This window comes from Lysinibacillus zambalensis, assembly GCF_040183165.1.
GTDB classification, from domain to species: domain Bacteria; phylum Bacillota; class Bacilli; order Bacillales_A; family Planococcaceae; genus Lysinibacillus; species Lysinibacillus zambalensis.
The window spans coordinates 32,863-58,824 of record NZ_JBEGDG010000020.1; the positions used below are offsets into that span (position 1 = coordinate 32,863).

30 protein-coding genes are annotated in these 25,962 nt (G+C 36.4%); 7 read left to right on the top strand and 23 right to left on the bottom strand.

The window, feature by feature from the left end; translation table 11 throughout:
* Positions 1 to 98: 98 nt before the first annotated feature.
* From ilvN to ABNX05_RS20530, 5 genes are all read right to left on the bottom strand, one after another.
* Complete coding sequence (gene ilvN, locus ABNX05_RS20510) at positions 99 to 614, bottom strand: acetolactate synthase small subunit (protein ID WP_349661400.1); 516 nt, start codon at positions 612 to 614, stop codon at positions 99 to 101.
* A complete protein-coding gene (gene ilvB / locus ABNX05_RS20515) occupies positions 611 to 2,377 on the bottom strand; it encodes a biosynthetic-type acetolactate synthase large subunit (protein ID WP_349661401.1) in 1,767 nt (588 codons plus the stop codon). The genes ilvN and ilvB overlap by 4 nt, the downstream gene beginning before the upstream one ends.
* Positions 2,378 to 2,844: 467 nt before the next feature.
* Entirely contained in the window at positions 2,845 to 4,515 is a 1,671-nt protein-coding gene (gene ilvD / locus ABNX05_RS20520) for a dihydroxy-acid dehydratase (protein WP_349661402.1), read from the bottom strand.
* Between the two features lie 352 nt (positions 4,516 to 4,867).
* Entirely contained in the window at positions 4,868 to 6,190 is a 1,323-nt protein-coding gene (locus ABNX05_RS20525; RefSeq protein ID WP_349661403.1) for a D-arabinono-1,4-lactone oxidase, read from the bottom strand.
* Positions 6,178 to 7,353 (bottom strand): amino acid deaminase/aldolase, encoded by a 1,176-nt coding sequence (locus ABNX05_RS20530; protein ID WP_349661404.1) that lies wholly within the window; start codon positions 7,351 to 7,353, stop codon positions 6,178 to 6,180. The genes ABNX05_RS20525 and ABNX05_RS20530 overlap by 13 nt, the downstream gene beginning before the upstream one ends.
* 435 nt (positions 7,354 to 7,788) lie before the next feature.
* Here ABNX05_RS20530 and ABNX05_RS20535 point away from each other — a divergent pair, with 435 nt between their 5' ends.
* Together ABNX05_RS20535 and ABNX05_RS20540 are read left to right on the top strand one after the other, a co-directional pair.
* Complete coding sequence (locus ABNX05_RS20535) at positions 7,789 to 8,334, top strand: cysteine hydrolase family protein (RefSeq protein WP_349661405.1); 546 nt, start codon at positions 7,789 to 7,791, stop codon at positions 8,332 to 8,334.
* 217 nt (positions 8,335 to 8,551) lie between these two features.
* Positions 8,552 to 8,809 carry a GlsB/YeaQ/YmgE family stress response membrane protein gene (locus ABNX05_RS20540; RefSeq protein WP_079562065.1) on the top strand — a complete coding sequence of 86 codons (258 nt, stop codon included), beginning with the start codon at positions 8,552 to 8,554 and terminating at the stop codon, positions 8,807 to 8,809.
* 35 nt (positions 8,810 to 8,844) lie between these two features.
* Here ABNX05_RS20540 and ABNX05_RS20545 read toward each other — a convergent pair whose 3' ends face one another.
* Together ABNX05_RS20545 and ABNX05_RS20550 are read right to left on the bottom strand one after the other, a co-directional pair.
* The gene (locus ABNX05_RS20545) at positions 8,845 to 9,120 is read right to left on the bottom strand and encodes a hypothetical protein (protein ID WP_349661406.1); all 276 of its coding nucleotides are present in this window, start codon (positions 9,118 to 9,120) and stop codon (positions 8,845 to 8,847) included.
* A 17-nt stretch (positions 9,121 to 9,137) separates the two neighbouring features.
* Complete coding sequence (locus ABNX05_RS20550) at positions 9,138 to 9,836, bottom strand: lytic transglycosylase domain-containing protein (protein ID WP_349661407.1); 699 nt, start codon at positions 9,834 to 9,836, stop codon at positions 9,138 to 9,140.
* Positions 9,837 to 10,007: 171 nt separating this feature from the next.
* Between ABNX05_RS20550 and mscL the strand changes: the two genes are divergently transcribed.
* Positions 10,008 to 10,397: a large conductance mechanosensitive channel protein MscL gene (mscL, locus tag ABNX05_RS20555; protein WP_349661408.1), complete on the top strand. Its 390-nt coding sequence runs from the start codon at positions 10,008 to 10,010 to the stop codon at positions 10,395 to 10,397.
* A 79-nt stretch (positions 10,398 to 10,476) separates the two neighbouring features.
* Here the strand turns inward: mscL and ABNX05_RS20560 are convergent, their stop codons facing one another.
* Complete coding sequence (locus tag ABNX05_RS20560; RefSeq protein ID WP_349661409.1) at positions 10,477 to 11,025, bottom strand: Rossmann-fold NAD(P)-binding domain-containing protein; 549 nt, start codon at positions 11,023 to 11,025, stop codon at positions 10,477 to 10,479.
* A gap of 200 nt (positions 11,026 to 11,225) precedes the next feature.
* On the opposite strand from ABNX05_RS20560, the gene ABNX05_RS20565 reads away from it, so the two are divergent.
* Positions 11,226 to 12,341, top strand: a complete 1,116-nt coding sequence (locus ABNX05_RS20565; RefSeq protein WP_349661410.1) for a methionine biosynthesis PLP-dependent protein — start codon at positions 11,226 to 11,228, stop codon at positions 12,339 to 12,341.
* Between the two features lie 2 nt (positions 12,342 to 12,343).
* Entirely contained in the window at positions 12,344 to 13,504 is a 1,161-nt protein-coding gene (locus ABNX05_RS20570) for an aminotransferase class I/II-fold pyridoxal phosphate-dependent enzyme (RefSeq protein ID WP_349661462.1), read from the top strand.
* A 59-nt stretch (positions 13,505 to 13,563) separates the two neighbouring features.
* On the opposite strand, the gene ABNX05_RS20575 is transcribed toward ABNX05_RS20570, so the two are convergent.
* Positions 13,564 to 13,992, bottom strand: a complete 429-nt coding sequence (locus ABNX05_RS20575) for an NUDIX hydrolase (protein ID WP_349661411.1) — start codon at positions 13,990 to 13,992, stop codon at positions 13,564 to 13,566.
* An 89-nt stretch (positions 13,993 to 14,081) separates the two neighbouring features.
* Here ABNX05_RS20575 and ABNX05_RS20580 point away from each other — a divergent pair, with 89 nt between their 5' ends.
* Positions 14,082 to 14,549 (top strand): GNAT family N-acetyltransferase, encoded by a 468-nt coding sequence (locus tag ABNX05_RS20580; protein ID WP_432760161.1) that lies wholly within the window; start codon positions 14,082 to 14,084, stop codon positions 14,547 to 14,549.
* A 45-nt stretch (positions 14,550 to 14,594) separates the two neighbouring features.
* Here ABNX05_RS20580 and ABNX05_RS20585 read toward each other — a convergent pair whose 3' ends face one another.
* The 11 genes from ABNX05_RS20585 to ABNX05_RS20635 all read right to left on the bottom strand — a co-directional run bounded on the left by ABNX05_RS20585 (position 14,595) and on the right by ABNX05_RS20635 (position 22,001).
* A complete protein-coding gene (locus ABNX05_RS20585; protein ID WP_349661413.1) occupies positions 14,595 to 14,933 on the bottom strand; it encodes a cupin domain-containing protein in 339 nt (112 codons plus the stop codon).
* 131 nt (positions 14,934 to 15,064) lie between these two features.
* Complete coding sequence (locus ABNX05_RS20590) at positions 15,065 to 15,538, bottom strand: hypothetical protein (protein WP_349661414.1); 474 nt, start codon at positions 15,536 to 15,538, stop codon at positions 15,065 to 15,067.
* Between the two features lie 14 nt (positions 15,539 to 15,552).
* Complete coding sequence (locus ABNX05_RS20595) at positions 15,553 to 16,431, bottom strand: YwqG family protein (RefSeq protein WP_349661415.1); 879 nt, start codon at positions 16,429 to 16,431, stop codon at positions 15,553 to 15,555.
* Between the two features lie 133 nt (positions 16,432 to 16,564).
* Positions 16,565 to 16,717: a YpzG family protein gene (locus ABNX05_RS20600; protein ID WP_068984661.1), complete on the bottom strand. Its 153-nt coding sequence runs from the start codon at positions 16,715 to 16,717 to the stop codon at positions 16,565 to 16,567.
* Positions 16,718 to 16,788: 71 nt separating this feature from the next.
* Positions 16,789 to 17,586, bottom strand: coding sequence for a nucleotidyltransferase domain-containing protein (locus ABNX05_RS20605; protein WP_349661416.1), 798 nt, complete (start codon positions 17,584 to 17,586; stop codon positions 16,789 to 16,791).
* A 28-nt stretch (positions 17,587 to 17,614) separates the two neighbouring features.
* Positions 17,615 to 19,270 (bottom strand): sensor domain-containing diguanylate cyclase, encoded by a 1,656-nt coding sequence (locus ABNX05_RS20610; RefSeq protein WP_349661417.1) that lies wholly within the window; start codon positions 19,268 to 19,270, stop codon positions 17,615 to 17,617.
* A gap of 121 nt (positions 19,271 to 19,391) precedes the next feature.
* Positions 19,392 to 19,640, bottom strand: coding sequence for a hypothetical protein (locus tag ABNX05_RS20615; protein WP_349661418.1), 249 nt, complete (start codon positions 19,638 to 19,640; stop codon positions 19,392 to 19,394).
* Complete coding sequence (locus tag ABNX05_RS20620) at positions 19,633 to 20,136, bottom strand: RNA polymerase sigma factor (protein ID WP_432760162.1); 504 nt, start codon at positions 20,134 to 20,136, stop codon at positions 19,633 to 19,635. The genes ABNX05_RS20615 and ABNX05_RS20620 overlap by 8 nt, the downstream gene beginning before the upstream one ends.
* 10 nt (positions 20,137 to 20,146) lie before the next feature.
* Entirely contained in the window at positions 20,147 to 20,524 is a 378-nt protein-coding gene (locus ABNX05_RS20625; protein WP_349661420.1) for a group-specific protein, read from the bottom strand.
* Between the two features lie 8 nt (positions 20,525 to 20,532).
* A complete protein-coding gene (locus ABNX05_RS20630) occupies positions 20,533 to 21,282 on the bottom strand; it encodes an ABC transporter permease (protein WP_349661421.1) in 750 nt (249 codons plus the stop codon).
* Entirely contained in the window at positions 21,279 to 22,001 is a 723-nt protein-coding gene (locus ABNX05_RS20635) for an ATP-binding cassette domain-containing protein (RefSeq protein ID WP_349661422.1), read from the bottom strand. The genes ABNX05_RS20630 and ABNX05_RS20635 overlap by 4 nt, the downstream gene beginning before the upstream one ends.
* Before the next feature lie 270 nt (positions 22,002 to 22,271).
* Between ABNX05_RS20635 and ABNX05_RS20640 the strand changes: the two genes are divergently transcribed.
* Positions 22,272 to 22,859: a hypothetical protein gene (locus tag ABNX05_RS20640; protein ID WP_349661423.1), complete on the top strand. Its 588-nt coding sequence runs from the start codon at positions 22,272 to 22,274 to the stop codon at positions 22,857 to 22,859.
* Positions 22,860 to 23,125: 266 nt separating this feature from the next.
* Here ABNX05_RS20640 and ABNX05_RS20645 read toward each other — a convergent pair whose 3' ends face one another.
* The 3 genes from ABNX05_RS20645 to ABNX05_RS20655 form a co-directional block, all read right to left on the bottom strand.
* The gene (locus tag ABNX05_RS20645; RefSeq protein ID WP_349661424.1) at positions 23,126 to 23,944 is read right to left on the bottom strand and encodes a C45 family autoproteolytic acyltransferase/hydrolase; all 819 of its coding nucleotides are present in this window, start codon (positions 23,942 to 23,944) and stop codon (positions 23,126 to 23,128) included.
* A gap of 9 nt (positions 23,945 to 23,953) precedes the next feature.
* Positions 23,954 to 24,088, bottom strand: coding sequence for a hypothetical protein (locus tag ABNX05_RS20650; protein WP_349661425.1), 135 nt, complete (start codon positions 24,086 to 24,088; stop codon positions 23,954 to 23,956).
* Between the two features lie 232 nt (positions 24,089 to 24,320).
* A complete protein-coding gene (locus ABNX05_RS20655) occupies positions 24,321 to 25,169 on the bottom strand; it encodes a MerR family transcriptional regulator (RefSeq protein ID WP_349661426.1) in 849 nt (282 codons plus the stop codon).
* Between the last annotated feature and the right edge of the window lie 793 nt (positions 25,170 to 25,962).

Consider the following 25,962-nt stretch of genomic DNA (forward strand, 5'->3'; position numbering starts at 1 on the left):
TGTTGTTTCCTCCTAATTTTTGGTTTGTTTTTTTAAACTTCGGATGCCAGTAAACCACTAAGGGCTATGTATCCAAAGCTATCCATTTTATATGCAAACTATTTTAAAATAGAGAGCTGCGAATTTGAGATTCTTTGTGTTTCACGAACAGATGCAGTAGCCCCTGTACGCGTTAATTCTTTAATACCATAAGGTCGAATAAGTTCAATAAAGGCATCAATCTTATCTGGATCTCCTACAACTTGATAGGTGACAACGTTTTTCGCCGTATCAATAATTTGTGGACGGAATGGTTCAACAATTGAATTCATTTCCAGACGTAAATTTGGTGGTGAAATTACCTTTACAAGCGCTAACTCGCGTAGCACGATTGATTTATCTGTTATGTCATTGACCTTTAACACATCAATTTGCTTTGATAATTGCTTCACTAGCTGTTCAATTTTACGCTCATCCTCTACGTTTACAACAAAAGTCATTTTCGAAAAGTTTGGCTGTTCAGTATGACCAACTGTGATTGATTCAATATTGAATTGGCGCTTCATAAGTAAACCTGTTACACGGTTTAAAACACCGCTTTGGTTAATCACTGTTACTGTAATTACTCGTTTCAATTCTTTTTCACCCCAATCATTTCATGTAAGCCTTTGCCTGGTGCTACCATTGGGTAAACACATTGAAGTTGTTTTACACGACAATCAATTAACGCTGGCTCATCAGAAAGTAGTGCCTCGCGGAAAATACTCTCTGCTTCATCGATTGTGTTAATTCGATAGCCCTTCAAATTATATGCATCGGCTAATTTAACAAAATCTGGTTGAATCGGCATAAGTGAGGATGAATAACGCTCTTCATAAAATGTTTCTTGCCATTGGCGTACCATTCCTAAACAGCTGTTATTTAAAATCACGATTTTTACCGGTAAGTTGAATTCTTGCAGGATAGAAAGCTCTTGCGCAGTCATTTGGAATCCTGCATCACCTACAATGGAAACAACTTTTTTGTCTGGCTTCGCAAACTGGGCGCCAATTGCAGCTGGGAAGCCGAAGCCCATCGTACCAAGTCCACCAGACGTTACCCATCCATGATCATTGTTTAATCGATAATATTGTGCAGCCCACATTTGATGCTGCCCAACATCTGTCGTGACAATTGCATCACCTTCAGTAATTTTATGCACAAGCTCTAATGCTTCCTGCGGTAATACTTCTTTGTCCCCCGGCTCCTTGCTGTACCATAATGGATATTCCTTTGTATGATTATTTAAGAATGTTAGCCATTCTGCTGTATCCGGACCATCGAAGTCTTTTTTCAATAATGCTTTTAAAGCTTCTTTAGCATCTGAAACGATTGGGATGTCTGTTGGCACGTTTTTTCCAATTTCCGCTGGATCAATATCGATGTGTACGATTGTCGCATTTGGAGCAAATGTCGCCAAATTACCAGTTAAACGATCATCAAAGCGAGCTCCGATATTCAACAATAAGTCTGACTTTGTAATAGCTGTATTGGCTGTTACGGTTCCATGCATTCCTGCCATGCCGATGAATAATTCATGCTCTCCATGGATTGAACCAAGTCCTAGCAAAGTGTTTGCTACCGGAATTTGGTATTTTTCAGCGAATGCTGTTAACTCTTCTTTGGCATCTGCGAAGAGAACACCAGCACCAGCTAAAATAACTGGTTTTTTGGCCAATGAAATCGCCTGTATAGCCTTTTGAATTTGTAAATAATTTGGTTTGTACGTTGGTTGATAACCTGGTAAATATATTTCATCAGGGGCCTGTGGTGGGGTCTCTACATCAAATAGCATTTGAGACACATTTTTCGGAAAATCAACTACAACAGGACCCTTTCGACCAGTACTCGCAATATGGAATGCCTCTTTAACAATACGCGGGATATCATTAACATCCTGCACCTGATAATTGTGCTTCGTAATTGGTGTCGTAATCCCCATAATATCCGCTTCTTGGAAAGCATCTGTACCAATTACAGCCGTTGAAACTTGACCTGTGAAAACAACTAATGGAATAGAATCAATCATTGCATCAGCAATACCAGTTACTAAGTTCGTTGCCCCCGGTCCACTAGTTGCAATAACAACACCCGGTTTATTGGAAACACGTGCATAACCTTCCGCTGCATGAATTGCACCCTGTTCATGTCTAGTTAAAATATGACGAATCGGATTTTTATAAATGGCATCATAAATTGGTAGTACCGCTCCACCTGGGTAACCAAAAATAATTTCAACACCTTGTTCATGTAGTGCCTGCACTAATACGTCAGCACCATCTTTCGCTTGATAGGTTTGTTCAGCTTTTGCTGATGTTGCTAATTCTTCTTTTTCATTGATAGAAACATTCGTACTCATCAAATATGCCTCCTTCTTATCATTCAATTTCACATATCAGTAATGCGCATCATTGAAGTGTTACTAGCTGGTTCTCCCATTGAAAAGAGGTAACAGACTCTTTCAAACGTCGTTAAAAAAATAAAAAGCCTTTTTCTCCACACGCAAAGAACTACCTTGCGTAGGGATGAAAAAGACTTTCCATGGTACCACCCTTGTTTATAGCAAATAATTGCTACCTCGCGAATAAATGTAAGTATTTATGCACCTATGCGAAATCACTCGCATCCAAAACGATGTCATAAATCATTTATTCATTAATAACGAGCACTTTCGATTATGCCCGGAGCTATCTAATTGCGTACACGCGTTTAATAGCTCACTCCGAGGGGATGTCGGATCTAGTTGTATCGCCGGCTTCCAGCACGACCGGCTCTCTGGTAGATACAAGGCTCTAGAACCTTTAACCTCATCAACGTTTTACCTTTTTAAATTTTCATTACTCCACCTGTAGAGGCGTTTGTTACTAATTTTGAATATCTTGCTAGCCAACCACGCTTAATTTTCGGTTCAAATACCGGTAATTTTGCACGGCGCTCCGCTAATACTTCATCTGAAACTTCTAAATTGATCGTACGATTTGGTAGATCAATTGTGATCACATCGCCATTCTCTACTAAAGCGATAGGACCGCCTTCTGCTGCCTCTGGTGAAATATGTCCGATTGAAATACCGCGAGATGCACCGGAGAAACGTCCATCCGTAATTAACGCAACCTTTGTACCAAGACCGCGACCTTGAATTGCAGAGGTTGGTGCTAGCATTTCAGGCATCCCAGGGCCACCTTTTGGTCCTTCATAGCGAATGACGACTACATGACCCTCTTTTACCGTTCCGTTATCAATATTTTCCTGTGCTGCATCTTGTGAATCAAAGACGATTGCTTCACCTTTGAATACTTTGATAGAAGGGTCTACAGCGCCTACTTTAATAACTGAACCGTCTGGCGCGATATTACCAAATAAAACTGATAAACCACCAACTGGGCTATAAGGATTATCTTTCGTACGAATAACTTCATCATTTGTAATGTGATAATCCTCTACAAGTTCGCCAATTGTTACTCCTGCAACAGTTTGTCGATTTGGGTGAATAGCACCCGGAATAGATACTAATTCATTAATAATGGCACTAACGCCACCTGCTTTATTTATATCATCCATTGAAATATCTGAAGCAGGCATAATTTTCGCTAGATACGGTACACGCTCTGCTACTTTATTAATATCTTCAATGTTATAATCGATTTCAGCTTCATTGGCGATTGCTAATGTATGAAGGACTGTATTTGTCGAACCACCCATCGCCATATCAAGTGCAAATGCATCATCAATTGCTTCTTTAGTAATAATGTCTCGAGGCTTAATGTCCTCTTTAACCATACGGACTAATTGTTTAGCTGCTTCTTTAATAAGCTTATGGCGCTCATCAGAAGTCGCTACGATTGTTCCATTACCAGGTAAAGCTACTCCTAGCATTTCCATTAAGCAGTTCATAGAGTTTGCAGTAAACATTCCTGAACATGAACCACATGTTGGGCATGCATTGTTTTCAATATCTAACAGCTCTTCAGATGACATTTTGCCTGATTTAAGAGCTCCTACACCTTCAAAAACTGAAGTTAATGAAAGTTGCTTACCAGTAGCAGAAGTACCTGCCTCCATTGGACCACCAGATACGAAAATTGATGGTACGTTAGTACGAACTGCTGCCATTAACATCCCCGGTGTGATTTTGTCACAGTTAGGAATATAAAATACGCCATCAAACCAGTGTGCATTAATAACTGTTTCAGCAGAGTCTGCGATAATTTCACGGCTTGGTAACGAGTAACGCATACCAATGTGCCCCATTGCAATACCATCATCTACACCGATTGTGTTAAATTCGAATGGAATTCCACCCGCTTCAATAATGGCCTCTTTGACAACATCAGCAAATGTACGTAAATGAACGTGACCTGGTATAATGTCGATATAAGAATTACAAACCCCGATAAATGGCTTGCCTAAATCTTTCGCTTTTACTTTGCCTGTTGCATATAAAAGACTTCGATGTGGCGCACGATCTACGCCTACTTTAATCATGTCACTTCTCATTTTAAACGCCCCTCATTTATTGCTATGTTCGTTGCTATATACGAAATGTTCTGTCTATTTTATTTTTGCGTATATGTTAATCGCCTAAGACAACTAACTGCTGTAACGAACTTGTTAAATTGTTGTTATCATAGTACGAAAAAAAGGTCTCGTCAACAGTATTTTTTGAATTGTCTAAACAATTTAAAAAATCTACAAAATTTGAAATCGTTTTCATGCTGACTAATTGTCGTTTTTATCTCGCTTCTGTGAATATTTTGACATTTCGTTCAAATTTTAATTTTTTCAATAATCTTTCAATACTTTCGCTTAATCTTTCAAAAGAGATGAACTGCAATTAAAGAAATAGCGCTTATAATGTAAATAATTTTCTTAAGTACCCTGTCAAAAACACATTATCAGGATCACATTGACTTCGAATGGCTAAAAATTTTTCAACATCCGGGTATAGCTCGTATACATAATTAGCAGTTAAATGATTTAGTTTGCCCCAATGTGGTCGTCCCTTATATTTCTTCATCATCGTATGGACCCATTCAAAATAAGGACCTTCCTGCATTCCTTTATACATATGAAAGGCAATAAACGCTGTTTCTCGACCTTGGGTTGGACTTAAAAAACCTGCTTCACCTGCTGTCGTCCGACATTCTAACGGAAAATGCACATTAAAAATTCCACTATTAAAAGTTGCATGGATTTCCTCCATACATGACTCAAATTGCGTTAATGGAATAGCATATTCACTTTCTTGGAACTTTACGCTACGTGGAGACGGATAAATTTCATAGCTTATCCCCATTTTCTCCCCTTCTACAACATTTGCTGCCGCTAACTTACTCATAGCACCACTAAACGATGGCTTCCATTTACAAAGTTCGGACATAGCAAAAAAAGCACCGTTCTCTACTATTTGAAGTTTCAATGTTTCAATTCTTTTACTCCATTCACTCTGATAAACAGGCGCTATAGCGTTCATACGCTTTACTTGAATTGTTTCGCTACTAGGGAAATAAAACCACTCAACATGTCGATGCCGTCGAATATCTTCAGCAAATTTCGCCAGCCCATTTGCTAAAGTATCTCTTGTGCTTACATAATGTAAACTGTAAAGAGGAATTACTTTGATCGTCACTTTAACAAGCACACCAAGCATACCTAATGAAACATGTAAAGCTTCAGATAAATCATCCATTCCTCTCATATGCTCCCTATAAGTACCTGTACCATCTACAAATCCCCATTTTGTTACAGCTGAGGATAACGACCCGAGTGTTACGCCCGTTCCATGGGTACCAGTTGACACTGCACCCGCAATCGTTTGCTCTTGAATATCGCCCATATTTATTAGAGCAAAGCCATGTTTCGCAAGCAATGGGCCTATTTCATATAAATAAGTCCCTGCCCAAAGTGTCGCCTCTTGCTTCTCTTCATTCACCGCTATAAGCCCACGCATATTATGTAAAGACAATGCTATATGCTCAGGCATCGCAACAGCGCTAAAGGAGTGAGCTGCACCTGTGACACGAATCGTTTTTCCAAATTCACGTGCATGCCCCACAATATTTGTAACCTCTTCAATAGAACGAGGTAAGTACATCTCAGATGGATAAGAGATTACATTACCTGCCCAGTTTGTCCACTCCTCACCATTTTTCCATTTATCTATAGAAAACATTGTCCATCCCCCCTATAGGTTGTATAAGCTCCTACATACTTGTCCCCTCTAACTCCATGTAGTTCTTGAAATCTTTCGCAAAGTTCTCCAGCCTTCGCATGTCGGAAATAAAGCGTGTCCCCAACATGAACATTTTTCTGTTTTACCTTAACGGGTGTCTGAACTTCTCCTGCGCCTTCTAGGTTAAGATATGAAAAAAAGGTTGGGTCATAGAATACCGGTAAGCGATCAGCACTAATTGCTCCTGACGCCGTATAGCCTCCGCCGTGACAAACAACAATATTTTTTTCCGGCTTTCTTGTGACACTTAAAGCAAATCCAGCTGCCTTTTCCAGCTGTAGATGCGTAAATTGGTCGAATAAGGCAGGTGCATAAAATGCAGAGCCAACCGTAATTTCTGTTACCTCCTTTTGTTGTGCTGTGTATGCCATACTTCCCGAACCACCACCATTTACAAAGTGCAAACTTGGAAAATATGCTTTTATATGCGCAATGGCTAATCTACGAAACTGAGTAACTTGCTTTTTAGCTTGCAATTGCATAACTTCAATCAATTTTCCTTTCACAGCATTAGCTGGACGATTACCAACTCCTGCAATTTGGGCCTCGTAACCCATCGCTCCAACTACCTCAATAAAAGCCTGATTTTTAATATATTCGAGGAATGGTGTTAGTGACTCAAGTGAATGAAGCGAAGAGCGTTTTGTACCAAAATAAAGCATCTTAAAATCCGTGGATACATTAATATCAATACATACTCGCACACGAACGCCTAGCTCTCGCCCTAGTTCTGCCAAAAATCGAACATGTTCTAACCTATCGACCATAAATGTGACAGTTTTTTCTGCCTTTACGAAGTGCAATAACTGACGTACAGCAGCCTCTTCCATCACCGGATATCCTAGCAATAAATCATCAAAATGCTGTTGAAGTAAAAATATTGTTTCTGCCGCAGTAAACGTCATAAATCCCTTCACATTGGGGAGATTATTTTGTATATAGCGTAATATCTCGACAGAACGAATCGATTTCGTAGCAACACGTATATTTTTCTGCCCACAGAAGTCATATACAGTCGCTATATTGTGATCCAGTGCATCAAAGTCCACCCAAGCAAAAGGACGCTCTAGTTCATGGAACGCTCGATCAAATCTAGTGGTCATCCTACCCCTCCTTTGTTTGTATTTTGTCTTTGACATTTACCGTAGAAATTCCTTTTAATTCTATGCAAATTCTATGAGGACAAATAAAAAACAACCGTGGACATGTAATAAAATATGCCTTCACGGTTGTTTTAATAATGGACAAGCATTTAACTCACCTTTCTATTTTTTAAGAGATTACGAGGAGAATATAAAATCCGCTGCTAAATTTAATAAAACTAGCAGATGCAAGCCTGCAATAAGAAATCCTTGGCGATTTAAACGTTTCATAGCTGTCATATTCATATAGACCACTCTCCTTTTTTCACATTATACGCTCAGAAAAATCAATTTTCAAACTATTCTTAACATTAAATTTTATTCATTTTTCTGACAAACAGACCCAAATATGGCATGATAATAAGTGAAATTATACCTATAAGGAGTGTGAAAAGGTTGAAAAAGGCTTTATTAGTAATTGATTATACGTATGATTTTGTCGCTTCTGATGGAAAACTAACATGTGGAGAGCCCGGTCAAGCACTAGATCAAAAAATTTCTTCTTTAATTCACCAATTTATTGCTGAAAAAGAATTTGTTGTTTTTGCAAATGATTTACATGAGGAAGATGACCCATTCCACCCTGAAACCAAACTCTTTCCTCCTCATAATATTCGCGACACTAAAGGACGCCATTTATTCGGGCAAGTTGGGGAACTGTATAACCTTCACAAAGATAAAGTGATGTGGCTCGATAAAACGCGTTATAGCGCATTTGCAGGAACTAATTTATCGATTTTATTGAATGAGCGAGGGATTAAAGAAATTCATTTAGTTGGTGTTTGTACTGATATTTGTATTTTACACACTGCGGTTGATGCTTATAATTTGGGCATATCAACGATCATTTATGCAGATGGTGTTGCAAGTTTTGATGCTGCAGGTCATGAATGGGCATTGCGTCATTTTGAGCACACATTAGGTGCAACTGTTATTAAGTAATCCATTTCGCGTTGACGTAATGTAGTTTCTTCGCTATAGAAAAAACACTTACAGATGTTTCTTTCACAAAAGTGAGGTATCAGCATAAGCTAAATATTAATAAAACCTTTTTGTGAATTTGTAATAATTACTAAAGAAGCGAGGCGCGTTTAATATACTCCATTCAGGGCATAACTAAGCAATCGCCATTATATCTTAGTTTAAGGAGATGAAAAAAATGATTAGCTTCATTTGGTATTTAATCATCGGCGGAGTATTAGGTTGGTTAGCTGGCGTAATTTTAGGTAAAGATGTACCTGGCGGCATTATTGGAAATATTGTTGCTGGGGTTGTCGGTTCGTGGATCGGTAGTATGGTTCTTGGCAACTGGGGTTGGCGAGTTAGTAATTTTTACGTATTCCCAGCATTGATTGGTGCTGTCGTGCTGATCTTTATCGTAAGCCTTATTTTAAAAGGTATGCGTAAAGCAACCTAAATATGTAATAAAGAGCCATCATTTTTGATGGCTCTTTACTTGTTGTAAAAAAATTGTGTCCATACATAAAAATTAAATGGCTCTTCGGCAAAACGGAAGATTGATTTCCGCTCCGGCTGTGCGCTTAGTTGTTGCTGTCGCTTCGCTTTCGCACAGTTAAAACATTTGTTGCTGTCGCTTCGCTTTCGCACAGTTAAAACATTTGTTGCTGTCGCTTCACTTTCGCGCAGAGCAAAGCTTCCCGGTGGCATCTGATAAGTCGCTTGGGGCCAAGCCATAACGAAGATCAACAAAGATGTATCTTCTGTCATTGCACCCATAAAGTAGTTTACTTTTCTTTATATAGGACTACTTCTTTTAGCTCATCATGATAATCATTATATAAATTAAAATAATGTAACACCTTATTAACATATTCATCACTGTGATTGTATGTATAGACCGCCTGCCGAATATGACCATCTACTGCACCATTTTTCGATAAATAATTCGCGGCACTAAATATAGCGTCCTCAATATCATAAGGATCTGCTATTCCATCTCCATTTGCATCTACTCCGTATCCACCATATTTTTGAATGATTTCTGGATTCATTAATTCAGTCTTCGATATATCCCCTTTTCCTAACCCCGAGCAGGATGAATGTTTCCATCCGACAAATGTACAAGGCATAAATTGTAAATGTCCTTCTGCCCCAGCTGGTGAAACGAGCGAACTCATTGAGGAAAATCGTGTTTCAACTCGATGATGGGCGGCAAGCAACGTCCAAGGCACACCGTATTTCTCTTCCGCTGCTACATAGATGGGAATATATTGCTCAGGAATGTTCATATCGAAATTTTGTTGAATTTCTTCTAGTTCTTTTTGCTTTGCTAATTTTTCAAATATAGTTAATGTTTGTAGCTCCTTCCATGCAAAAAAGGCGAAAACACAAACAGTTATCGCAATTGGTATTAGTAAAGCTATCATGCCTAATTGAACGGAAGGCGATAGCTTCGGTTGGTTTTTCTTCTTTTTATTCGCCATATGTCACACCTAATCTCTCTAATACTATTTCTATTTTACCAAAATTACCGTTATTTGTAGTAGATTTTTCTGAATATAATTACCACTATTTTAGTAGTTGAAAAGATAGGGAAAAATATAGTAAAATATAATTCGATTAATTTTATGGATAATTACAGGGAGGAATTTGTTTTGTGGAAAGACTTTAAAGAGTTTGCTATGAAAGGCAATATTGTCGATCTAGCAGTGGCAGTAGTAATCGGTGGTGCTTTCGGTAAAATTGTTACCTCCTTAGTTGAAAATATCATTATGCCATTAGTCGGTATCTTAACTGGTGGTATTGATTTAACAAAAAGCTTTAAGTATGGTTCAGGTGATGCGCAAATTCAGTTAGGCGTATTTTTACAGTCGATTCTTGACTTTTTAATTATCGCCTTTGCAATTTTCATGGCATTACGAATTATGACCAAACTATCTCGTAAAAAAGAAGAGGCTGTTGTGGAAGAACCAGCACCAGAATTAGATTCTAAAGAAGAGCTTCTAAAAGAAATTCGAGATTTATTAAAAAAAGAACAAGCTTAAACCATATTCAAAAAAATCTGCCCATTACCACGGATAAGCCGAGGTAATGGGCAGATTCTTTTTTATTGAAGAGATTTATTTATGGACGCAAATTCCATGGTTCAAATACTCCCACATGTTTTTCCGGTATTTCTTGTTTTATTGCATCAATAATTCCTTGTGCAATTTCACTATTTGTTAGCCATCTTGAAGAGTTGTTCTTTTCTATGACAAATCCAAGTTGCACTTCTCGATAAACTATATTAGGAAGTAAATAACTTTTGATACCGTCATTTTTTATGAAAGAGCTACTTCCTTTTATATGGTATAAAATTATATTTTTTGTAGTAGGAATCGCTTCTAACAGTGACTCCCAAACTCTTTTATCAGAACCATGAACCCAAGCAATAATATAATCAAATGTTCTATTTTTTTGCTGAGACTCTGTTAATGCCAATTTAAAGTGATTGTAATTCGTATAATCAACTAATATAGGTGATAATTTCGAATCATTTTTAACTTCATCTATCAAATTTTGCATTTTCTTTTGTTGTCTACCGATAACGGTTACATAATTACCTTGCTGTATAAGCCATAAAGAAACATCCTTTAGCATTCCTGTCCCACCTATCACTAACCAATTTTTCATTTTATTTTCCTCCCTCACTTATCTCCTACTATTCCTAGATGATTAAATTTAAATAATCTCTCTAATTTTCTGAAATTATCTTGTTCTTCTTTAGTATACATGTTAAATTGGTAACTATTATTGAGAATATTGGGACAAGAAGTTCTAATCTTTTAGATATTTTGACTCCCCATTATTATGATGAAGAAAAGAGTGACGACATGACAAACAGCAGAAGTATTGAAACAAAACTTGTACAACTTGGCAATTTAAGTGATCCTTTAACAGGTGCTGTTAACCCACCAATCCATTTATCGACAGCTTACAAACATACAGGTATCGGTGAATCCACTGGTTTTGATTACACACGAACAAAAAATCCAACTCGTGCACTATTAGAAGCCGGAATTGCGGATTTAGAGGGCGGAGATATGGGCTTTGCCTGTAGCTCTGGTATGGCGGCGATTCAATTAGTTTTATCATTGTTTAAGCCTGGTGATGAATTAGTGGTGCCTGATGATTTATATGGTGGTACATATCGACTTTTTAATTTCTTTGAAGAAACATATAATATTAAGCCTGTCTACTCAAAATTCGAATCGGTTGAGCAGGTAGAAGCATTAATCACCGACAATACGCGTGCCCTATTCATTGAAACGCCGACAAATCCGCTTATGCAGGAATTTGATTTGAAATTATATGCGGAATTAGCTCACAAGCATGGGGCATGGTTAATTGTCGATAACACGTTCTATACACCTTATTTCCAACGTCCAATCGAATTAGGTGCAGACATTGTCATTCATTCAGCAACTAAATATATTGGCGGTCATAATGATGTGTTAGCTGGTTTAGTCGTCGCTAAGGGTGCTGAATTAGCAGAACGCATTGGCTTTATTCACAATGGTAGCGGTATGGTATTAGGTCCGATGGATTCCTGGTTACTTATTCGTGGATTAAAAACATTGCATCTTCGATTAAAGCAGCACGATGCAAACGCAAAAGCAATTGCTGCCTATTTAGAGGAAGAAGAGCTTGTAACAGACGTGCTCTACACAGGAAAAGGTGGTATGCTTTCATTCCGCTTGAAAAAAGCCGAGTGGATTGACCCATTCCTTCGAAACTTGAAGTTAATTACATTCGCTGAAAGTCTTGGTGGTGTTGAAAGCTTTATTACATATCCTGCTACTCAAACACATGCGGATATGCCTTATGAAGAACGTATTGAACGTGGAGTTTGCGACCGATTACTTCGCTTCTCTATTGGCGTTGAAGAAGCTGAAGATTTAATTGCGGATTTAAAACAAGTATTCGATACCCTTAGAAAAGAGGCTTAATGATGAAGCAGCATATTGAAACAAGTTTAATTCACGCAGGTGTTCGTGACGGCTATGAAAATAAAAAAGGTGCAGTCAATGTGCCTATGTATTTATCATCTACTTTCCATCAGGAGCGTATCGATGAATTCGGCGAATATGATTATGCACGTTCTGGCAACCCTACGCGGGATGCATTAGAAAAAGCAGTAGCAGAGCTTGAAGGTGGGGTCAGAGCCCATGCATATTCTTCTGGAATTGCCGCAGTATCTGCAGCATTAATGCTATTATCTCAGGGTGATCATATAGTTATTACAGAGGATGTTTATGGAGGAACTTACCGCTTCGTCTCAAAAGTCTTACCACGCTTCGGTATTTCACATACTTTCGTCGATTTCACAGATTTAGCGGCGGTAGAAGCTGCCATTACACCAGCTACAAAGCTTCTCTATATGGAAACACCGTCGAATCCAACACTTGGCATCACAGATATCCGTGGAGTAGTAGCACTTGCCAAGCAGCATAATTGCTTTACGTTTTTAGATAATACTTTTATGACACCTTTACACCAACGCCCACTAGAGCTAGGTGTCGATGTTGTTATTCATAGTGCTACAAAGTTTTTATCTGGGCATTCCGATATTATTGCAGGATTAACAGTCACTGCTGATGAAAAGATTGGTCAGGACCTTTACTTTATCCAAAATTCATTCGGCAATATATTAGGTGTACAGGACTGCTTTACTTTATTGCAAAACATGAAAACAACAGATGTGCGTTTTAGTCGATCTACTCAATCGGCACAAAAGATTGCGGAGTTTTTAGACACAAATGCTCTTGTCGAGCAAGTATACTACCCTGGGCTTGCATCACATCCTGGTTATGAGATTCATCAAAATCAGTCAACTAGTACAGGTGCAGTATTATCCTTCCGCCTCCCAAACTATGAAGCTGCAAAAGCACTTGTAGAAGCGATGAAAATTCCGGTGTTCGCCGTCTCTCTAGGTGGCGTAGAATCGATTTTATCCTACCCTGCTAAAATGAGTCATGCAGCAATGGAGCCTGAGGAACGTGCAAAACGTGGTATTACTGATGGTTTATTACGTTTCTCAGTAGGGCTTGAGCATGTTGACGATCTGATCGCGGATTTCGCTCAAGCATTAGAGGTTGCCGCAAAGAAATAATAAAACAAACGCGTTTCCCAAATTTGGAAACGCGTTTTATTTATGACCTTCTAGATGATTCAATTGTTCACACGAGCTAGTACTCGATATAAATAATCTCCATGTCCCTTCGCTAGCGTTACTTCTTGTTCATCTGATATCCAGTAAAATGAAAATTCTAAGTCTGCCTCGTTTACACCTGTCGGACAATGCTTCCACGAATCTCGTTTTTCATTTGCCGTTAAATGATAAAAATAACGCTTTTGTAATACCCCTGAATGATGATTAAAATAATCTTGGGCAATTAACCCCTTCACTACTAAATAGTCTAACCCCGTCTCCTCAAACATTTCCCGAGTTACTGCTTCTAGCGGTGTTTCCTCTTCCTCTACCGTGCCTTTCGGAATTTGAATCCCTGCTCCTTCTGTATTTTGCTCAAATACTAGCACTTGTAACTGACCCTCATGCTCTCTCGTAATATAGCCAAATGCTTTTTCAACAACTTGCATGAAGTCATCCCCCTTCTCATGATTTATGTTACAATAAATAGAAAAATTGGAATTGCAGGTGAAAAGTATTGAGTTCAATTATACGACATATGCAAAAGAATGACATCATTTCTGTGCAAGAAATTGCCAAAAAGAGTTGGCACCAAACATATGAAGGAATTATCCCTCATGAGGTTCAAAATCGTTTTTTACAAGCCGCTTATAGTAGAGACCGATTGCAAGATCGTTTGGAAAAAAGTTTATTTTTAGTTGCTATAATTGGAGAAACGATTGTAGGTTTTGCCAATTTTTCAAATGTTGTAAATGGAGAGGCAGAGCTTTTCTCGATATATTTACTTCCTGAAACTCAGGGCAAAGGAATTGGTACGGCTCTATTAGATGAAGGGATCAAAATGCTTCCAAATTTAACGTCACTTTTAGTTTGTGTAGAAAAGGAAAATACGATTGGTATGAACTTTTACGAGGCAAAGGGCTTTAAAAAAACAGAAGAATTTGACGAGTTATTTGATGGCCACTTATTGAAGACAGTTAAACTTAGCTTATCACTAACTGCTTAGTGTAACGGAGTTAAAACTTACTCCGTTACACATTTTATATGTAAACTATGCAAGATGGATTTGCTCAGATTGGATAACAAGTGCTGTTAAGCCTGAATGACTCCCAGATTCATGGGCCTCTCCTGTTTGCCAAAGAACACCTTCTCCAGTCTTTAAAATTACTTTCTCTTGATCCTCACCACAAACCCATCCTTCTCCTTGAATGACAATAAACAACTGTGGTACAGGCGCCTCATGCATCCCAACAACACCACCAGGTTCTATATAAATGAAGCCCATATTAGCAGGCTCCACAGTCTTCATGATTTTCGTATAAAAAGCATCTATCGATTGATAATTATTGATTTGTTTGGCCAATTCTTGTGTGAAATTATATTTTTCCATGTAATTTGCATGCTCCTTTCTCTTATTAAAAGCCAAAATTATTATTTGCAAACCATTTTATACATTAAAACAATGTCTATTATCATGTAGCTTATTTTCAAAGCTTTTTTTCCAACCTTATTTTAATGATGTTACAATAGCTGCTCGACATCTTCATAGGTAAGTCGGAATATTTTTGTTTCAGCAGTAATACTCATAAAATACTCTTTTACTTTTTCTAATCCGAATTGCTGTTCAAGGTTTAACCATTCATCAGGTGTTAGGAAAACAAAGCCTAATGTATCTGAGCCTATTGATTCCATCCACATGCGTATTTCATAATCAGGCTGTAAAATCTCGTTTAAGGCAATGATAGTTGGATCACAGCTATCATCCGCCCCCATCACCACAAGAGATTTTTTATCATCATAGATAATATATAAATCAACACCTCTCTCATCGTTTACAACATGCTCATACGTTAACTTCCCTGTGTTTAATAGTTTCTCGCTATATTGGACAATATCAGCATTGTCTTCACACCAGTCAATCCAAAAAACGTGTTCCGCTAATTTTTCATCATCAGGATTCGTTAAATAGTTTTGAATAAATGTAATATCTCGCATTCCATTACCCTCCTTTAAAAACACTGTAATACTACCCACGCTTTATCAAATTGTTTATTTTTACAATCTTCCTCACGTATCCAGTAGTACAATCTGCCACTATCGCCCCACATAAGCCCTAAATCATCCTCTGTATCAAATTGGAGTAATAATCGCCAATCAGTTGCGCCTGCCTCTAATTCCTTTCGCAAAGGATCGTCATATCCTGTTGAGTCTCCACAATATAAACCATTTGTCACCAGTTGACATTCTAAATACATATCACCTTGAATCGCATCTGGATAACCGTCTATGCGATGAGTAGCCATAGACAAATTATCTTCCTCCATCCACTCGTATTCAAAATCTCTGTAGCTATCAGCTTCTTCTTCACTTAATATCTCTTCTAAATACATCGAGTATGGCGATTCCCAAGATGGAAGTGTCAATTCATTCTTAAATTGTAGCGTCGCACTGTCGATGTTACCATGCTCGAGTAATGATACGGGAATTTCCATTCTATTCAGGCTACTAGTATCTTGAGAGAAATAGAAAACTTTAAAGCCATCATGATCTTTCGGGTCGTATCCCCAAGGCTGCTCGACAGCATCATAGAAAAAGGAAAGCACACCATCCACAGGTAATAAGCTGTTTGTATCATAAGCCTTGATTTCTGCTAGATTTAGTTGGCAAAGAAAATACAACGGTCTATTGTCGTTTGTATGTGGCCATGAGAAATCAGATGGTACATCCGGACAGCCACCAACTTTTGAGCCGCCAATCTGTATTTTTTCTTCAGGTATTTGATTTACCATCATTCGAATGGATTCTTTTGCGAGAGGTAATAATTCCTCCGTTCTATGCTCTAAGCCGAATTCCTTTAATCCCTTCTTTATTTTTTCTACGCTGCTCATTTACTTTCGCCTCCTAAAATTGTCTTTATTTTTCATATATTCATTTTATCAGAACAAGAATGAAAAGCCCCGTAAACAACAAAAAAACCCAGAATATGTTCTGGGCTTGATGACACTTACTTTTCTAGCATGATTAAAACTGTCGGGCTTTTGCTTCACTTCTCAAAATACGGTTATGGAGAGTAATCTCCGTTTCACCATTTACTTGAGATTTTGAATGCTTAATCCTTGACCAGTTGCGGTGGATTTTTTGAGATTTTGGGTCTAAATGTTCGAACCTACTCATTCGCGCCATCCTCCTCATCAATATAGATTTCATAAGTGAAACCTTTTTTAGTATGACCTTGCGATTTAAAATTATTCAGTTTTCGATCCCCATACTTCTTGCAATGTACTTCTAAATAACGCATCTAATTTTTGTGTAGGATCATCGACTTTAACGTGGAGATTTTTACAGTATGCCTCAATATGCTCTATTTCTTTATCTAAATACTCATTAATACTTTCAATACGCGGCTCCATATTTAGTTCGTCACCAGCCATTTTCCTCTGCAAAAGTTGCTCAATTTCGGTTTTTAAAGGACCTTCAGAGATAATTGCATTTAACAATTCCTGAAAATCAATTGGTGGAACCGTATTGTTTTTCTCTATCCATTTACATGCTAAAACTGGTCTGAGGACATAGAAATATTTTTTTATTTTTACTTCTGATCCCTGTAAATACTCTCGATAATTGTTTTTAGCCATGTTTAAATAGTGATATAAACTTGCATTTGGATAAAATACTTCACTTTCCAGTAATAGTACATTGTCAATAAATGAATATTGTTGGTCATACACTATATTGCTTCGTAACCATTCTAATAGCGGTGGATTACTTTTGCGAAATAGTCTTAATGCCTTTGTTATTTCCCATCCACTAATATCCAACAAATCATTAATCGGTACTTCTATAACATCCCTTTTAGCACCAATACCTTGAGGGTCAATTGAAAGATACCACTGAGGTTGATGAATATATATAAAACGAACATCATAATCACTATCCTTGGAAGGAAATCCCCAAGCACGACTACCTGATTCTACTGCATATAAAATTTTCACTTGATACTCTTTTTCAATTTCTTTTAATTTACTTAGTATAATTTCCTTCATGTAAATACCACTTCCCAAATTTAGTCTTCTAAAGTATCTGATTTGTATCAACTTTACCTGTATGATCACATACTCTCAGTTGGTTTCGACCGCTTTCTTTTGCAATATAAAGTGCTTGATCCGCCTTGTCAAGTAACTCATAAAATGTTGAAATGTTTTTAGAATGACCATACCCTGCGATGCCAATACTCACTGTCACATTGATCTCAACATCATCCGCATAATAAGGATGATGTTCAACATGCTTTCGAACTCTTTCCGCTATCTTTACTGCGCTCTCTAACGTAGTATTTGGAGATAAAATGACAAACTCCTCTCCCCCATATCTTGTAATAATGTCGATTTTTCGCACAGAATTTGTAATGATATTTGCGACGTGTTTTAGGACTTCATCACCGATTAAATGCCCATATGTATCATTGACCTTTTTGAAAAAATCAATATCAATCGCTATACATGAACAATGATTTTGTTCCTCTAAACATTTCTGAAAAACAAGCTCTCCATGTTCAATCAAATAACGGCGATTATACAGCTTCGTCAACTGACAAGTAACTGATAATTTTTTTAGTAAGATTGTATCCGTTTTCACCTTAGCACTCATTTCGTTGAAGGACGAACAAAGCTCCTGAAATTCATGTGCATAAGGTGCCAACTGTTGTTCATCTATTTGATAATCATAAAATCCTTGTTCTACTTTTCTAACGCCTGTAAGAAGCTGTTGGATTGGTTCTTCAATTTTTTTAGAAAGATGTAACATCATTTTAATCGTAAAAAACGAACCTACGACTAAACAAAATGTTATCAATAAAATTCTAATGATGAATGGTTGATACGCCTCAAACAGACCTATTTCTGATATGATAAACCATTTTCCTTCATTTATAGGCTTACTTTTTGCAAGTACTCGCATATTATTCGCATCTTTATAAAGCTCTAGGTCACTTATTGTATTTTTTTCAGCTGCGTTTAGGATATGCTCATCCACTAAATAATTGCTAGAAGTCCGTTGCTGTTTACTATTAAAATCTGTGAGCATAGTACCATTCTGATCTATAATATAAGCTTTTCCTAAAAAGCCAACTCTTGATTCATGTAGTAGTTGATCGATTGTGTCTAAATTTACTGCACCAAAAACTACACCATTGAATTGTTGTTGTGCATTTAAAATAGGTGAAGCAAATGCAAGAATAGGCTTCTTCGTAACTTTACTAATTAAAATATCTGTTATATATGGTTGTTTCGTCTTTTTAGCAACCTGAAAATACTTACGATTCTTTACATCCATTCCAACACCAACACCAGATGTACTATATTCAGTAACGGTATCAAATTGTACGATGCCTTCTTTATTAACGAATATTAAGTCGGTAAAATCGGTTTTTTCTTTAAAATCTAGAAAAAAAGCTTGCGATTTTTCATAATTATAATTTTTTACAAAATCTAAATTAGCTATTGTATGTATATCACTGGATCGTTCTGATAACCAGCTTTCAAAAAAATATGTTTGAGCATCCAAATAATGCGTCATCTCTTCATTCTGATGCTGTATAGTTTGCCGATATTCAATGTAAAGCGTTGGAATAAAAATACATAGACCAATAATAAAAGTAATCCATAAAAGCGCTCGATGAAGCTGACCTTTTATCGTGTATGGTCGTGGAAATTTTTTCAAAACCCTCAAAGCACTAACCTCCAAATTAATCTAAATATTTCCTAAAAATGGGCAATAAATAGTATTTTATTCATTAAAAATACCACAACCGAATGATTGTGGCAGTGAGAAATTTAATAGTTGATAAAAATTATTGCAATAAAATTTGGAAAATTGTTATAAATACAGCCGCAGCAATGGGTACTATTTTCAAAGAGGTATAACCAACTGAAGATGTACATATTGGCTCTAACGGATCCTTCGTTGGTGAAGCTAAATATTGAAGAAAACGTTGCCAGCGACTTTTCTTGTATGTCATTAGCTGCTTAGGAATCTCCACTTTATCTTGATCTAAGCTGTCTTTTAACCATTGTTCCTTTTGAAATTCATCCTTAAGCATCGAAATCCTCCTTTAGCTTTTCCTTTAAAGTCCTTATCGCATTATGTAGCCTTGATTTAACTGTGCCAAGTGGAATGGACAAAATTTGTGCAATTTCCTCTTGTGGCAAATCATGATAGTAAACGAGCAAAATAACCGCTCGTTGCTTTTCGGGTAATTGAAGTATCGCCTCTTGTATCGTTAATTTCTCGTCAGCAGACATTCGATGACTGGACGTCGGTACTAAAAACGGGAAGAGCGTACGCCATTTTTTGCGCCGATTCAATTTATTTATCATTAGGCGATAAGCAATTTGAAATAAAAAAGCTTTGACCGTACCCTTTTGCTCATCAAAATCTTCTTTTATATATTGTAAACGCTCAAAGGTATCTTGCACAATATCAATGCTTAGCTGATCTTCCCGAGTATAGCGAAATAAAAAGCAGTACAATGGCTCATACAAACGACTATAGAGCTGTTCAAAGCCCTCGACTTCGCCGTTTTTATAGGCCTCCATCCACTCTTCATTACTCATCATCTAGCTCATCCCCCCAATGAGCCTTAATGGACTTCAATGTCATGGACACACGTGAAACTAAGTATGCCACTATTACAATGACCCATGCTTGCGATTGATTTGTAAAAAATTGCACGTATGGATTTTCGATCGTTTGAGAGAATGACAAAAGCATGTTTAATGCCTGCACACAAAGTATTGTATATATGGCTATAACGAGCGTTAACGTATCAAAGACATTCCAACGTAAATAAATGGTTGTTTTTTTATAATTAATTTTTCCATTTTCGCGAACAACATATTTTTTATTCATTGGGATTGTAATTCCCAAAATAATAATAGTCCAAACGCCAACGGCAATTAAAGATACAATAAATCCAATTCCCATAAAATCACCTACTTACTTGTATATACTTTTTTAGCGATGGCTGCGAGCACCAAACTAATAACTGCTAAAATTATACAATATTGATATTGCGGAAGCCATGTTTCGTTAATTAAATTCAAATACATTTGCAAGCTATCATTTAAATAAAGCATTGGATTCCAGATTAAGAAAATAAAATAATCCTGCGGGTTTTTCTCTGCAAGCGTTAAAAACATCGTTGTCATCGTTACTGAAAACATGAATAAAATCATAATTGGTGTTAACATGCTTTGAGCTAATTTCTCATTTTTAAATAGACCTGCCAATATAAAGCTCAATGGATATAATGCCAGTAAAACAAAATTACTAATCAAAATAATCATAAAAAAAGATGAAAGTGAAATATCAATGATGAAGGAATAGCCAATGAGTAGTAACACTAAAAATATATTTAATAATGTAAAAACACCGATTCCCATCCCAATATAGTAAGTGTGTGGCTTAACGCCTGTTCGCTGTACCCATTGGAACGTTTTATGGGCCTTCATATCTGCCAAATATATAGTAGCGCTAGAAAATGCAAATGAGAAAATTAACATTAATATTGAAATTGGTAAAAACTGACCTTTAATCATAAAATCTATCGCATCTCCAGTCACTATATTTTTACAAATTACTGAAGTAATCATAAATATAAAGGCTGGCAACAAATTTCCAATAGCCATTCCTGGATTACGGATACTTTCTATCATATACATGCGTGCAATTTGTTTAATCATCCTGCTTTTCCTCCTAAAATTTGACCTGTCACTTCATAGTAAAGACCTTCGATTCCCGGCAATTTAGCCTCTGCGTATTTTCTATAGAGTTCATCCTGTGTGCTATTTTCAATGAGCTTCCCGTCTTTTAAAATCACGACATAATCAAATAACGGTTCTAACCCTGCCACCTCATGACTAATAATGATGATCATTTTGTTACGTTGGCGAATTTCATGCTGTAAGTAAAACATCAATTGCTTCTTCTTTGTTAAATCTAAATCAGCAAACGGCTCATCTAAAATGATAATTGGTTTATTTAATAAAAAAGAAAGGAAGATCGATACTGCTTTTCGCTGACCGCCTGACGCATTTTTCAACAATAGGTGGTCATAAGTCGGTAATCCTAATATTTCATATAGTTCTCCCAAATCAGCCTTATTGTTCGTCAATGTAGTAAAAAGAGCCATTACTTCACGAATTTTAAGATGCTGATAACTCGAAAAAAATTGGTATTGAAGCGCAACTTGTTCTTGTACATGTTGAGACGCTTCATTGAATACAATAGTACCTGCATCAGGTTTTACATCTCCAGCTATACATTTTGATAATGTAGATTTACCCGCTCCATTTTGACCTAATAATAAATAACAATACCCCATTTTAAATGTGGCCGACACACCATCCAAAACGTTCACACCATTATATTTTTTCACAATATCCTTCACAATAAGCTCCAAAATAATCCCTCCTTATTACTATGTTCACTGACTATACAAACGGCAAATAGAAAAGGTTCATTTTATTTTTAAAAAAATGAAATAAAATTATATATTTCTATAAAATGATTTTTTATGTAAAATACATAATTGTTGGGAATTAAGTAAAGATAAAGGAATATCATCTTAATATGGCTCTGACGAAAGATGTTTGATGAGCGGTTAGGGCAAGAAATTTTTATCTTGTTTTCCTTCAAGATTAATAATACTAACGTAAAAGGAGTTACCTAAGTGCGCGATTTTGAAGAACTTAAGTATTTTTTAGGACCACATTTTGGTCCAGAGATAGACTGGGAGCTAATCGAATACGCTGTTATTGATCATCGGCAATTAAGTAAAAAAGTCCGATCCAAATTCAAAGAAGAGCTCCTTTATATAAAGCAACTGTTAGAACAAAATCAATATGAAAAAATACAGCAGATTATCGAGATGCATGATTTCGAGAATACAAAGCTTTACGAAATAGAAAAAATACAAAGATTTATTGATGAGGTTTTACCTATTATTGAAAAATATGAGTATAAGAAAGGTATCCCTTATGTCCCTTTTAAAGCTTTAAACTATCTGTTTGATAAAATTATCAACCCTACTAAAACATTTTTATCTTTTGATTTTATTGCTATAGATATCAAAAGAGAAGGTGATACTTTTATATATCATATCTTGCAAGATTTACATTATGTAGAAAAAGCCTTTATGGAGCAAGATGAAGCAAAGATTCAAAAGTTACAACAACTTTCCAAAGAGAAAGGGGTTACTTTTTTTGATTCACAATATAGAGATGATTTTATCCAAGTTGTAACGAACGAATTGAGTTAATAAACAAGATAAAGAGAATTGACTAGGAATGATAGCCACTAAATAGCACGTTCAGCCCTCAAAAATACTCGACCCATAAAAAATAACTTCAATGAATAGTAATTTTTCTAGTTTATAATAAGTAAAGATAATCGAGATTTTGCGCTTTAGTATAAATGTCAAAAACAAGCGTTAATGTGTATTTCTTTCTCTTCTCACTATCGGACGCGGTATGATCGTTTGTACATACAAAAAGACCTCTCACCAAGGATAGGTCTTTTTGTTGTTTAAGATTTTATTATTTTCCAAAATTGTGTTCCATAGCTTTTATTATTAAATTCAATAGGTGTTGATGTTGATGTTTTCACAAAATTCTCGCCAACGTCTATCTTGTTTACCTGATTTTGTATTGGTGAGCCAAATGAAAATTCTAGTTGTAAGTCAGTAAGGTTAAACAAAATTGAATGGACGGTTCCAAAGCTTTCGTTGTAATTATGAACAGATAGTCCTTTAGGAAACTCCTTTAATAGAAGTTCTTGGATTTCTTCAACAGATCTTTTACCACTTTCCGAAAATTTCCCCTCTAAAATATCATATCTTAATTGAGAATGCTCAAGTTTGCCTGGCTCCATTTTTTGTATTGAAGAAAATAGCCCATGGTTAGTGGCAATAAGATAATCTAGTTCTGCACGTTTCACTTCTTTTATTCCGTCATATGTTCCAATCAAGGCTGCGGCGCCATTTGCATCCGCTATCAGTAAATTCATATTCGTTCCTACTGGCATATTATTTACCATATTAATAGCTTCTTCTACATTTTCACAATTTTCTAATAGAGCTCTGACAATAACCATAAACTGTAAACCAGGTACTACTGGTGGTCTCATACCAGGATATTTGCCAATGGGCATGCCACACGATGCATACGCAACACATAGCCCCTTCTCATTTAAACCTTCGCTCCGACCGAATGTAGAAACAGAAAATCCTGTATGAATATATTTTCCTTCGACGACCGTTGTACATAAACGCATATCTGAAATAGCGGGCGATAAATCATAATTTCTTATAACATATGTTTTACCATCCGCCATTTTTCCAGGCAAAATAGCCCCTCAACTACATCCTCCAGGAATTAACCACGCATTTTGATAGAAATGTAGTTGTTCGGGCTTATATCCAAAGCCTTCCGCGAAGCCTTCTAATTCTTCATTTAAACTTGGGCAATACTGCTCTATTTGTGCTTTCATTTGAAAATAAGCTTTGTCCGAAGTTAATTTTTCCGTAAAGAATAGCGATTTCGCAAAAGTTTTTTTTGAAATTCTCGTGCTTGATGTTGTCCAATCTCATACGAACTACCTTTAAGATATGCAAACTGTCCTATATTTGTTGTCATTGATGTACTCCATTCTGTATGTTACTAGCAAGACGTTGTTACCTTGCTAATTACAGAATAAAGTCTCCATTTACTGGAGACTTTAGCTAGTTTCTTATTTTCACAAACACTGTTGTCAAAAAATCGTTTGGATGGATCTCAATATTTGGTTTGATATTAATTGGGTTTACTACTTCGGATGGGATTAGCCCCTTTATGTATTGCTCCATAAACATCCCTTCTGTCTCAAGGGATTGCTCCGTCAACCATTCTTGCAAGCGACTATAGCCAAAATTCAACTCTGAATACGGTCCCTTTACATTTATACAAGCATATCTGCCTTCTTGGATTAGTTTAATATAATTTGCCGGTTGAGTTGCTTTTACTGGCAACAGTAGTTCAACATCTGCTACATTTTGCTTCTTATCATGTTGATGAAAAATTGCAGTAAGCTCCCCAACTACCTCTAATTGATATGCATAAATTCGTTCAAATAATTTTTGTACTAGCCTATCTATTTCTATAATATTAATTTTTTCCCGAATGAAAAGCACCTGTACTTCTGGTCGTTCTTCTATGTAACAACTTGATAATGTTGGCTTCGGATTAAATGTCTCAGCGTTCTTAATAGAATTTTTCACATGGACAATATTTTGAATTTGTTCAGCGATCATTTCTTGTTGGTGCTCTAATTCCTGAACTTTTTTATGTAATCTTAGCTCTAAAACTTGCTTATCATTTTCCCCTTTTATAACCTGTTCAATTTCTTTTAATGAAAAATGACAATCTTTTAGAATCTGAATAGTATTCAGCTCTTTCATTTTATCGTAATCATAATAACGATAGCCAGTCACTTCATCTATAAAAGATGGCTCGAGTAACCCAATATCGCTATAGTAACGAATGGTTTTTACAGGAACATTGCATAGATTCGAAAATTTCCCAATGCTATACATAAAAGCACCTTCTTTTCAATTTAGTTTCGATTCATCATGCTATTTCATCCACCTTGAATGAATGGAAATACACCTCTCCTTGCATAGTTATTGTACGATAAAGTTGTAATAATTGTTTCACTATAATGCACTTCACCATAACGTGAGGTTGTTTTAGGCTTCCGTTGAATTGCATTGATCTACGTCTCAACAATCTACTTTCGCTCTAATCAACGTATTGAAAAATAACAGCGACAGTTTGCCCAAATACAAAAGGTGGAAAAATGCCTAAAAACCAAAAGAGTATGCTCATCATTTTTTGAATTGAGCATACTTCTTTTGATTTAATACTAATTTGATTCGTATGTGCATTACCTTGTTTCTGTGGATATTGCCCTCTGCTCGCGGGATTTACCTTTTACTAGTATTTACTTTCCTTCTATTTAACTGCTAAACAAAAGTAGTCAATTATCGCTCAATAAGATTGAACACTTTTTATTAGAATCAAAATTATCCATAGTATGATAGATTAGTTGAAGACTATCAGAGATGGATGGTGGTGCAGAGGGTGGAAAAGTGGAAAATGCATAATCAAATTTTTCAGATGCGAGAACTAGGCTTTTCAAAAAGTAAAATTGCAAAGAAGCTCGGAGTTGCAGAGGAACTGTTAATCATTATTTAGAAAAGGATCCAGATGAAATGTCTCTTTGGCTGTCTTCTACGAAGCGTAGAACGCGAAAGTTAGATAAATATAGACTAAACATATTAGAGTGGTTAAGAGACCATCCTGATTTATTAAAATTGCTGATTGGTT

Excerpts from the sequence above, each read along its gene's own strand:
- ilvB (WP_349661401.1), bottom strand. The coding sequence starts at position 2,377 with ATGAGTACGAATGTTTCTATCAATGAAAAAGAAGAATTAGCAACATCA.
- ilvD (WP_349661402.1), bottom strand. The coding sequence starts at position 4,515 with ATGAGAAGTGACATGATTAAAGTAGGCGTAGATCGTGCGCCACATCGA.
- ABNX05_RS20525 (WP_349661403.1), bottom strand. The coding sequence starts at position 6,190 with ATGTTTTCTATAGATAAATGGAAAAATGGTGAGGAGTGGACAAACTGG.
- ABNX05_RS20530 (WP_349661404.1), bottom strand. The coding sequence starts at position 7,353 with ATGACCACTAGATTTGATCGAGCGTTCCATGAACTAGAGCGTCCTTTT.
- ABNX05_RS20540 (WP_079562065.1), top strand. The coding sequence starts at position 8,552 with ATGATTAGCTTCATTTGGTATTTAATCATCGGCGGAGTATTAGGTTGG.
- ABNX05_RS20545 (WP_349661406.1), bottom strand. The coding sequence starts at position 9,120 with ATGACAGAAGATACATCTTTGTTGATCTTCGTTATGGCTTGGCCCCAA.
- ABNX05_RS20550 (WP_349661407.1), bottom strand. The coding sequence starts at position 9,836 with ATGGCGAATAAAAAGAAGAAAAACCAACCGAAGCTATCGCCTTCCGTT.
- ABNX05_RS20560 (WP_349661409.1), bottom strand. The coding sequence starts at position 11,025 with ATGAAAAATTGGTTAGTGATAGGTGGGACAGGAATGCTAAAGGATGTT.
- ABNX05_RS20565 (WP_349661410.1), top strand. The coding sequence starts at position 11,226 with ATGACAAACAGCAGAAGTATTGAAACAAAACTTGTACAACTTGGCAAT.
- ABNX05_RS20570 (WP_349661462.1), top strand. The coding sequence starts at position 12,344 with ATGAAGCAGCATATTGAAACAAGTTTAATTCACGCAGGTGTTCGTGAC.
- ABNX05_RS20575 (WP_349661411.1), bottom strand. The coding sequence starts at position 13,992 with ATGCAAGTTGTTGAAAAAGCATTTGGCTATATTACGAGAGAGCATGAG.
- ABNX05_RS20580 (WP_432760161.1), top strand. The coding sequence starts at position 14,082 with ATGCAAAAGAATGACATCATTTCTGTGCAAGAAATTGCCAAAAAGAGT.
- ABNX05_RS20585 (WP_349661413.1), bottom strand. The coding sequence starts at position 14,933 with ATGGAAAAATATAATTTCACACAAGAATTGGCCAAACAAATCAATAAT.
- ABNX05_RS20590 (WP_349661414.1), bottom strand. The coding sequence starts at position 15,538 with ATGCGAGATATTACATTTATTCAAAACTATTTAACGAATCCTGATGAT.
- ABNX05_RS20595 (WP_349661415.1), bottom strand. The coding sequence starts at position 16,431 with ATGAGCAGCGTAGAAAAAATAAAGAAGGGATTAAAGGAATTCGGCTTA.
- ABNX05_RS20600 (WP_068984661.1), bottom strand. The coding sequence starts at position 16,717 with ATGAGTAGGTTCGAACATTTAGACCCAAAATCTCAAAAAATCCACCGC.
- ABNX05_RS20605 (WP_349661416.1), bottom strand. The coding sequence starts at position 17,586 with ATGAAGGAAATTATACTAAGTAAATTAAAAGAAATTGAAAAAGAGTAT.
- ABNX05_RS20615 (WP_349661418.1), bottom strand. The coding sequence starts at position 19,640 with ATGCTTAAGGATGAATTTCAAAAGGAACAATGGTTAAAAGACAGCTTA.
- ABNX05_RS20620 (WP_432760162.1), bottom strand. The coding sequence starts at position 20,136 with ATGGAGGCCTATAAAAACGGCGAAGTCGAGGGCTTTGAACAGCTCTAT.
- ABNX05_RS20625 (WP_349661420.1), bottom strand. The coding sequence starts at position 20,524 with ATGGGAATTGGATTTATTGTATCTTTAATTGCCGTTGGCGTTTGGACT.
- ABNX05_RS20630 (WP_349661421.1), bottom strand. The coding sequence starts at position 21,282 with ATGATTAAACAAATTGCACGCATGTATATGATAGAAAGTATCCGTAAT.
- ABNX05_RS20650 (WP_349661425.1), bottom strand. The coding sequence starts at position 24,088 with ATGAAAGCACAAATAGAGCAGTATTGCCCAAGTTTAAATGAAGAATTA.
- ABNX05_RS20655 (WP_349661426.1), bottom strand. The coding sequence starts at position 25,169 with ATGTATAGCATTGGGAAATTTTCGAATCTATGCAATGTTCCTGTAAAA.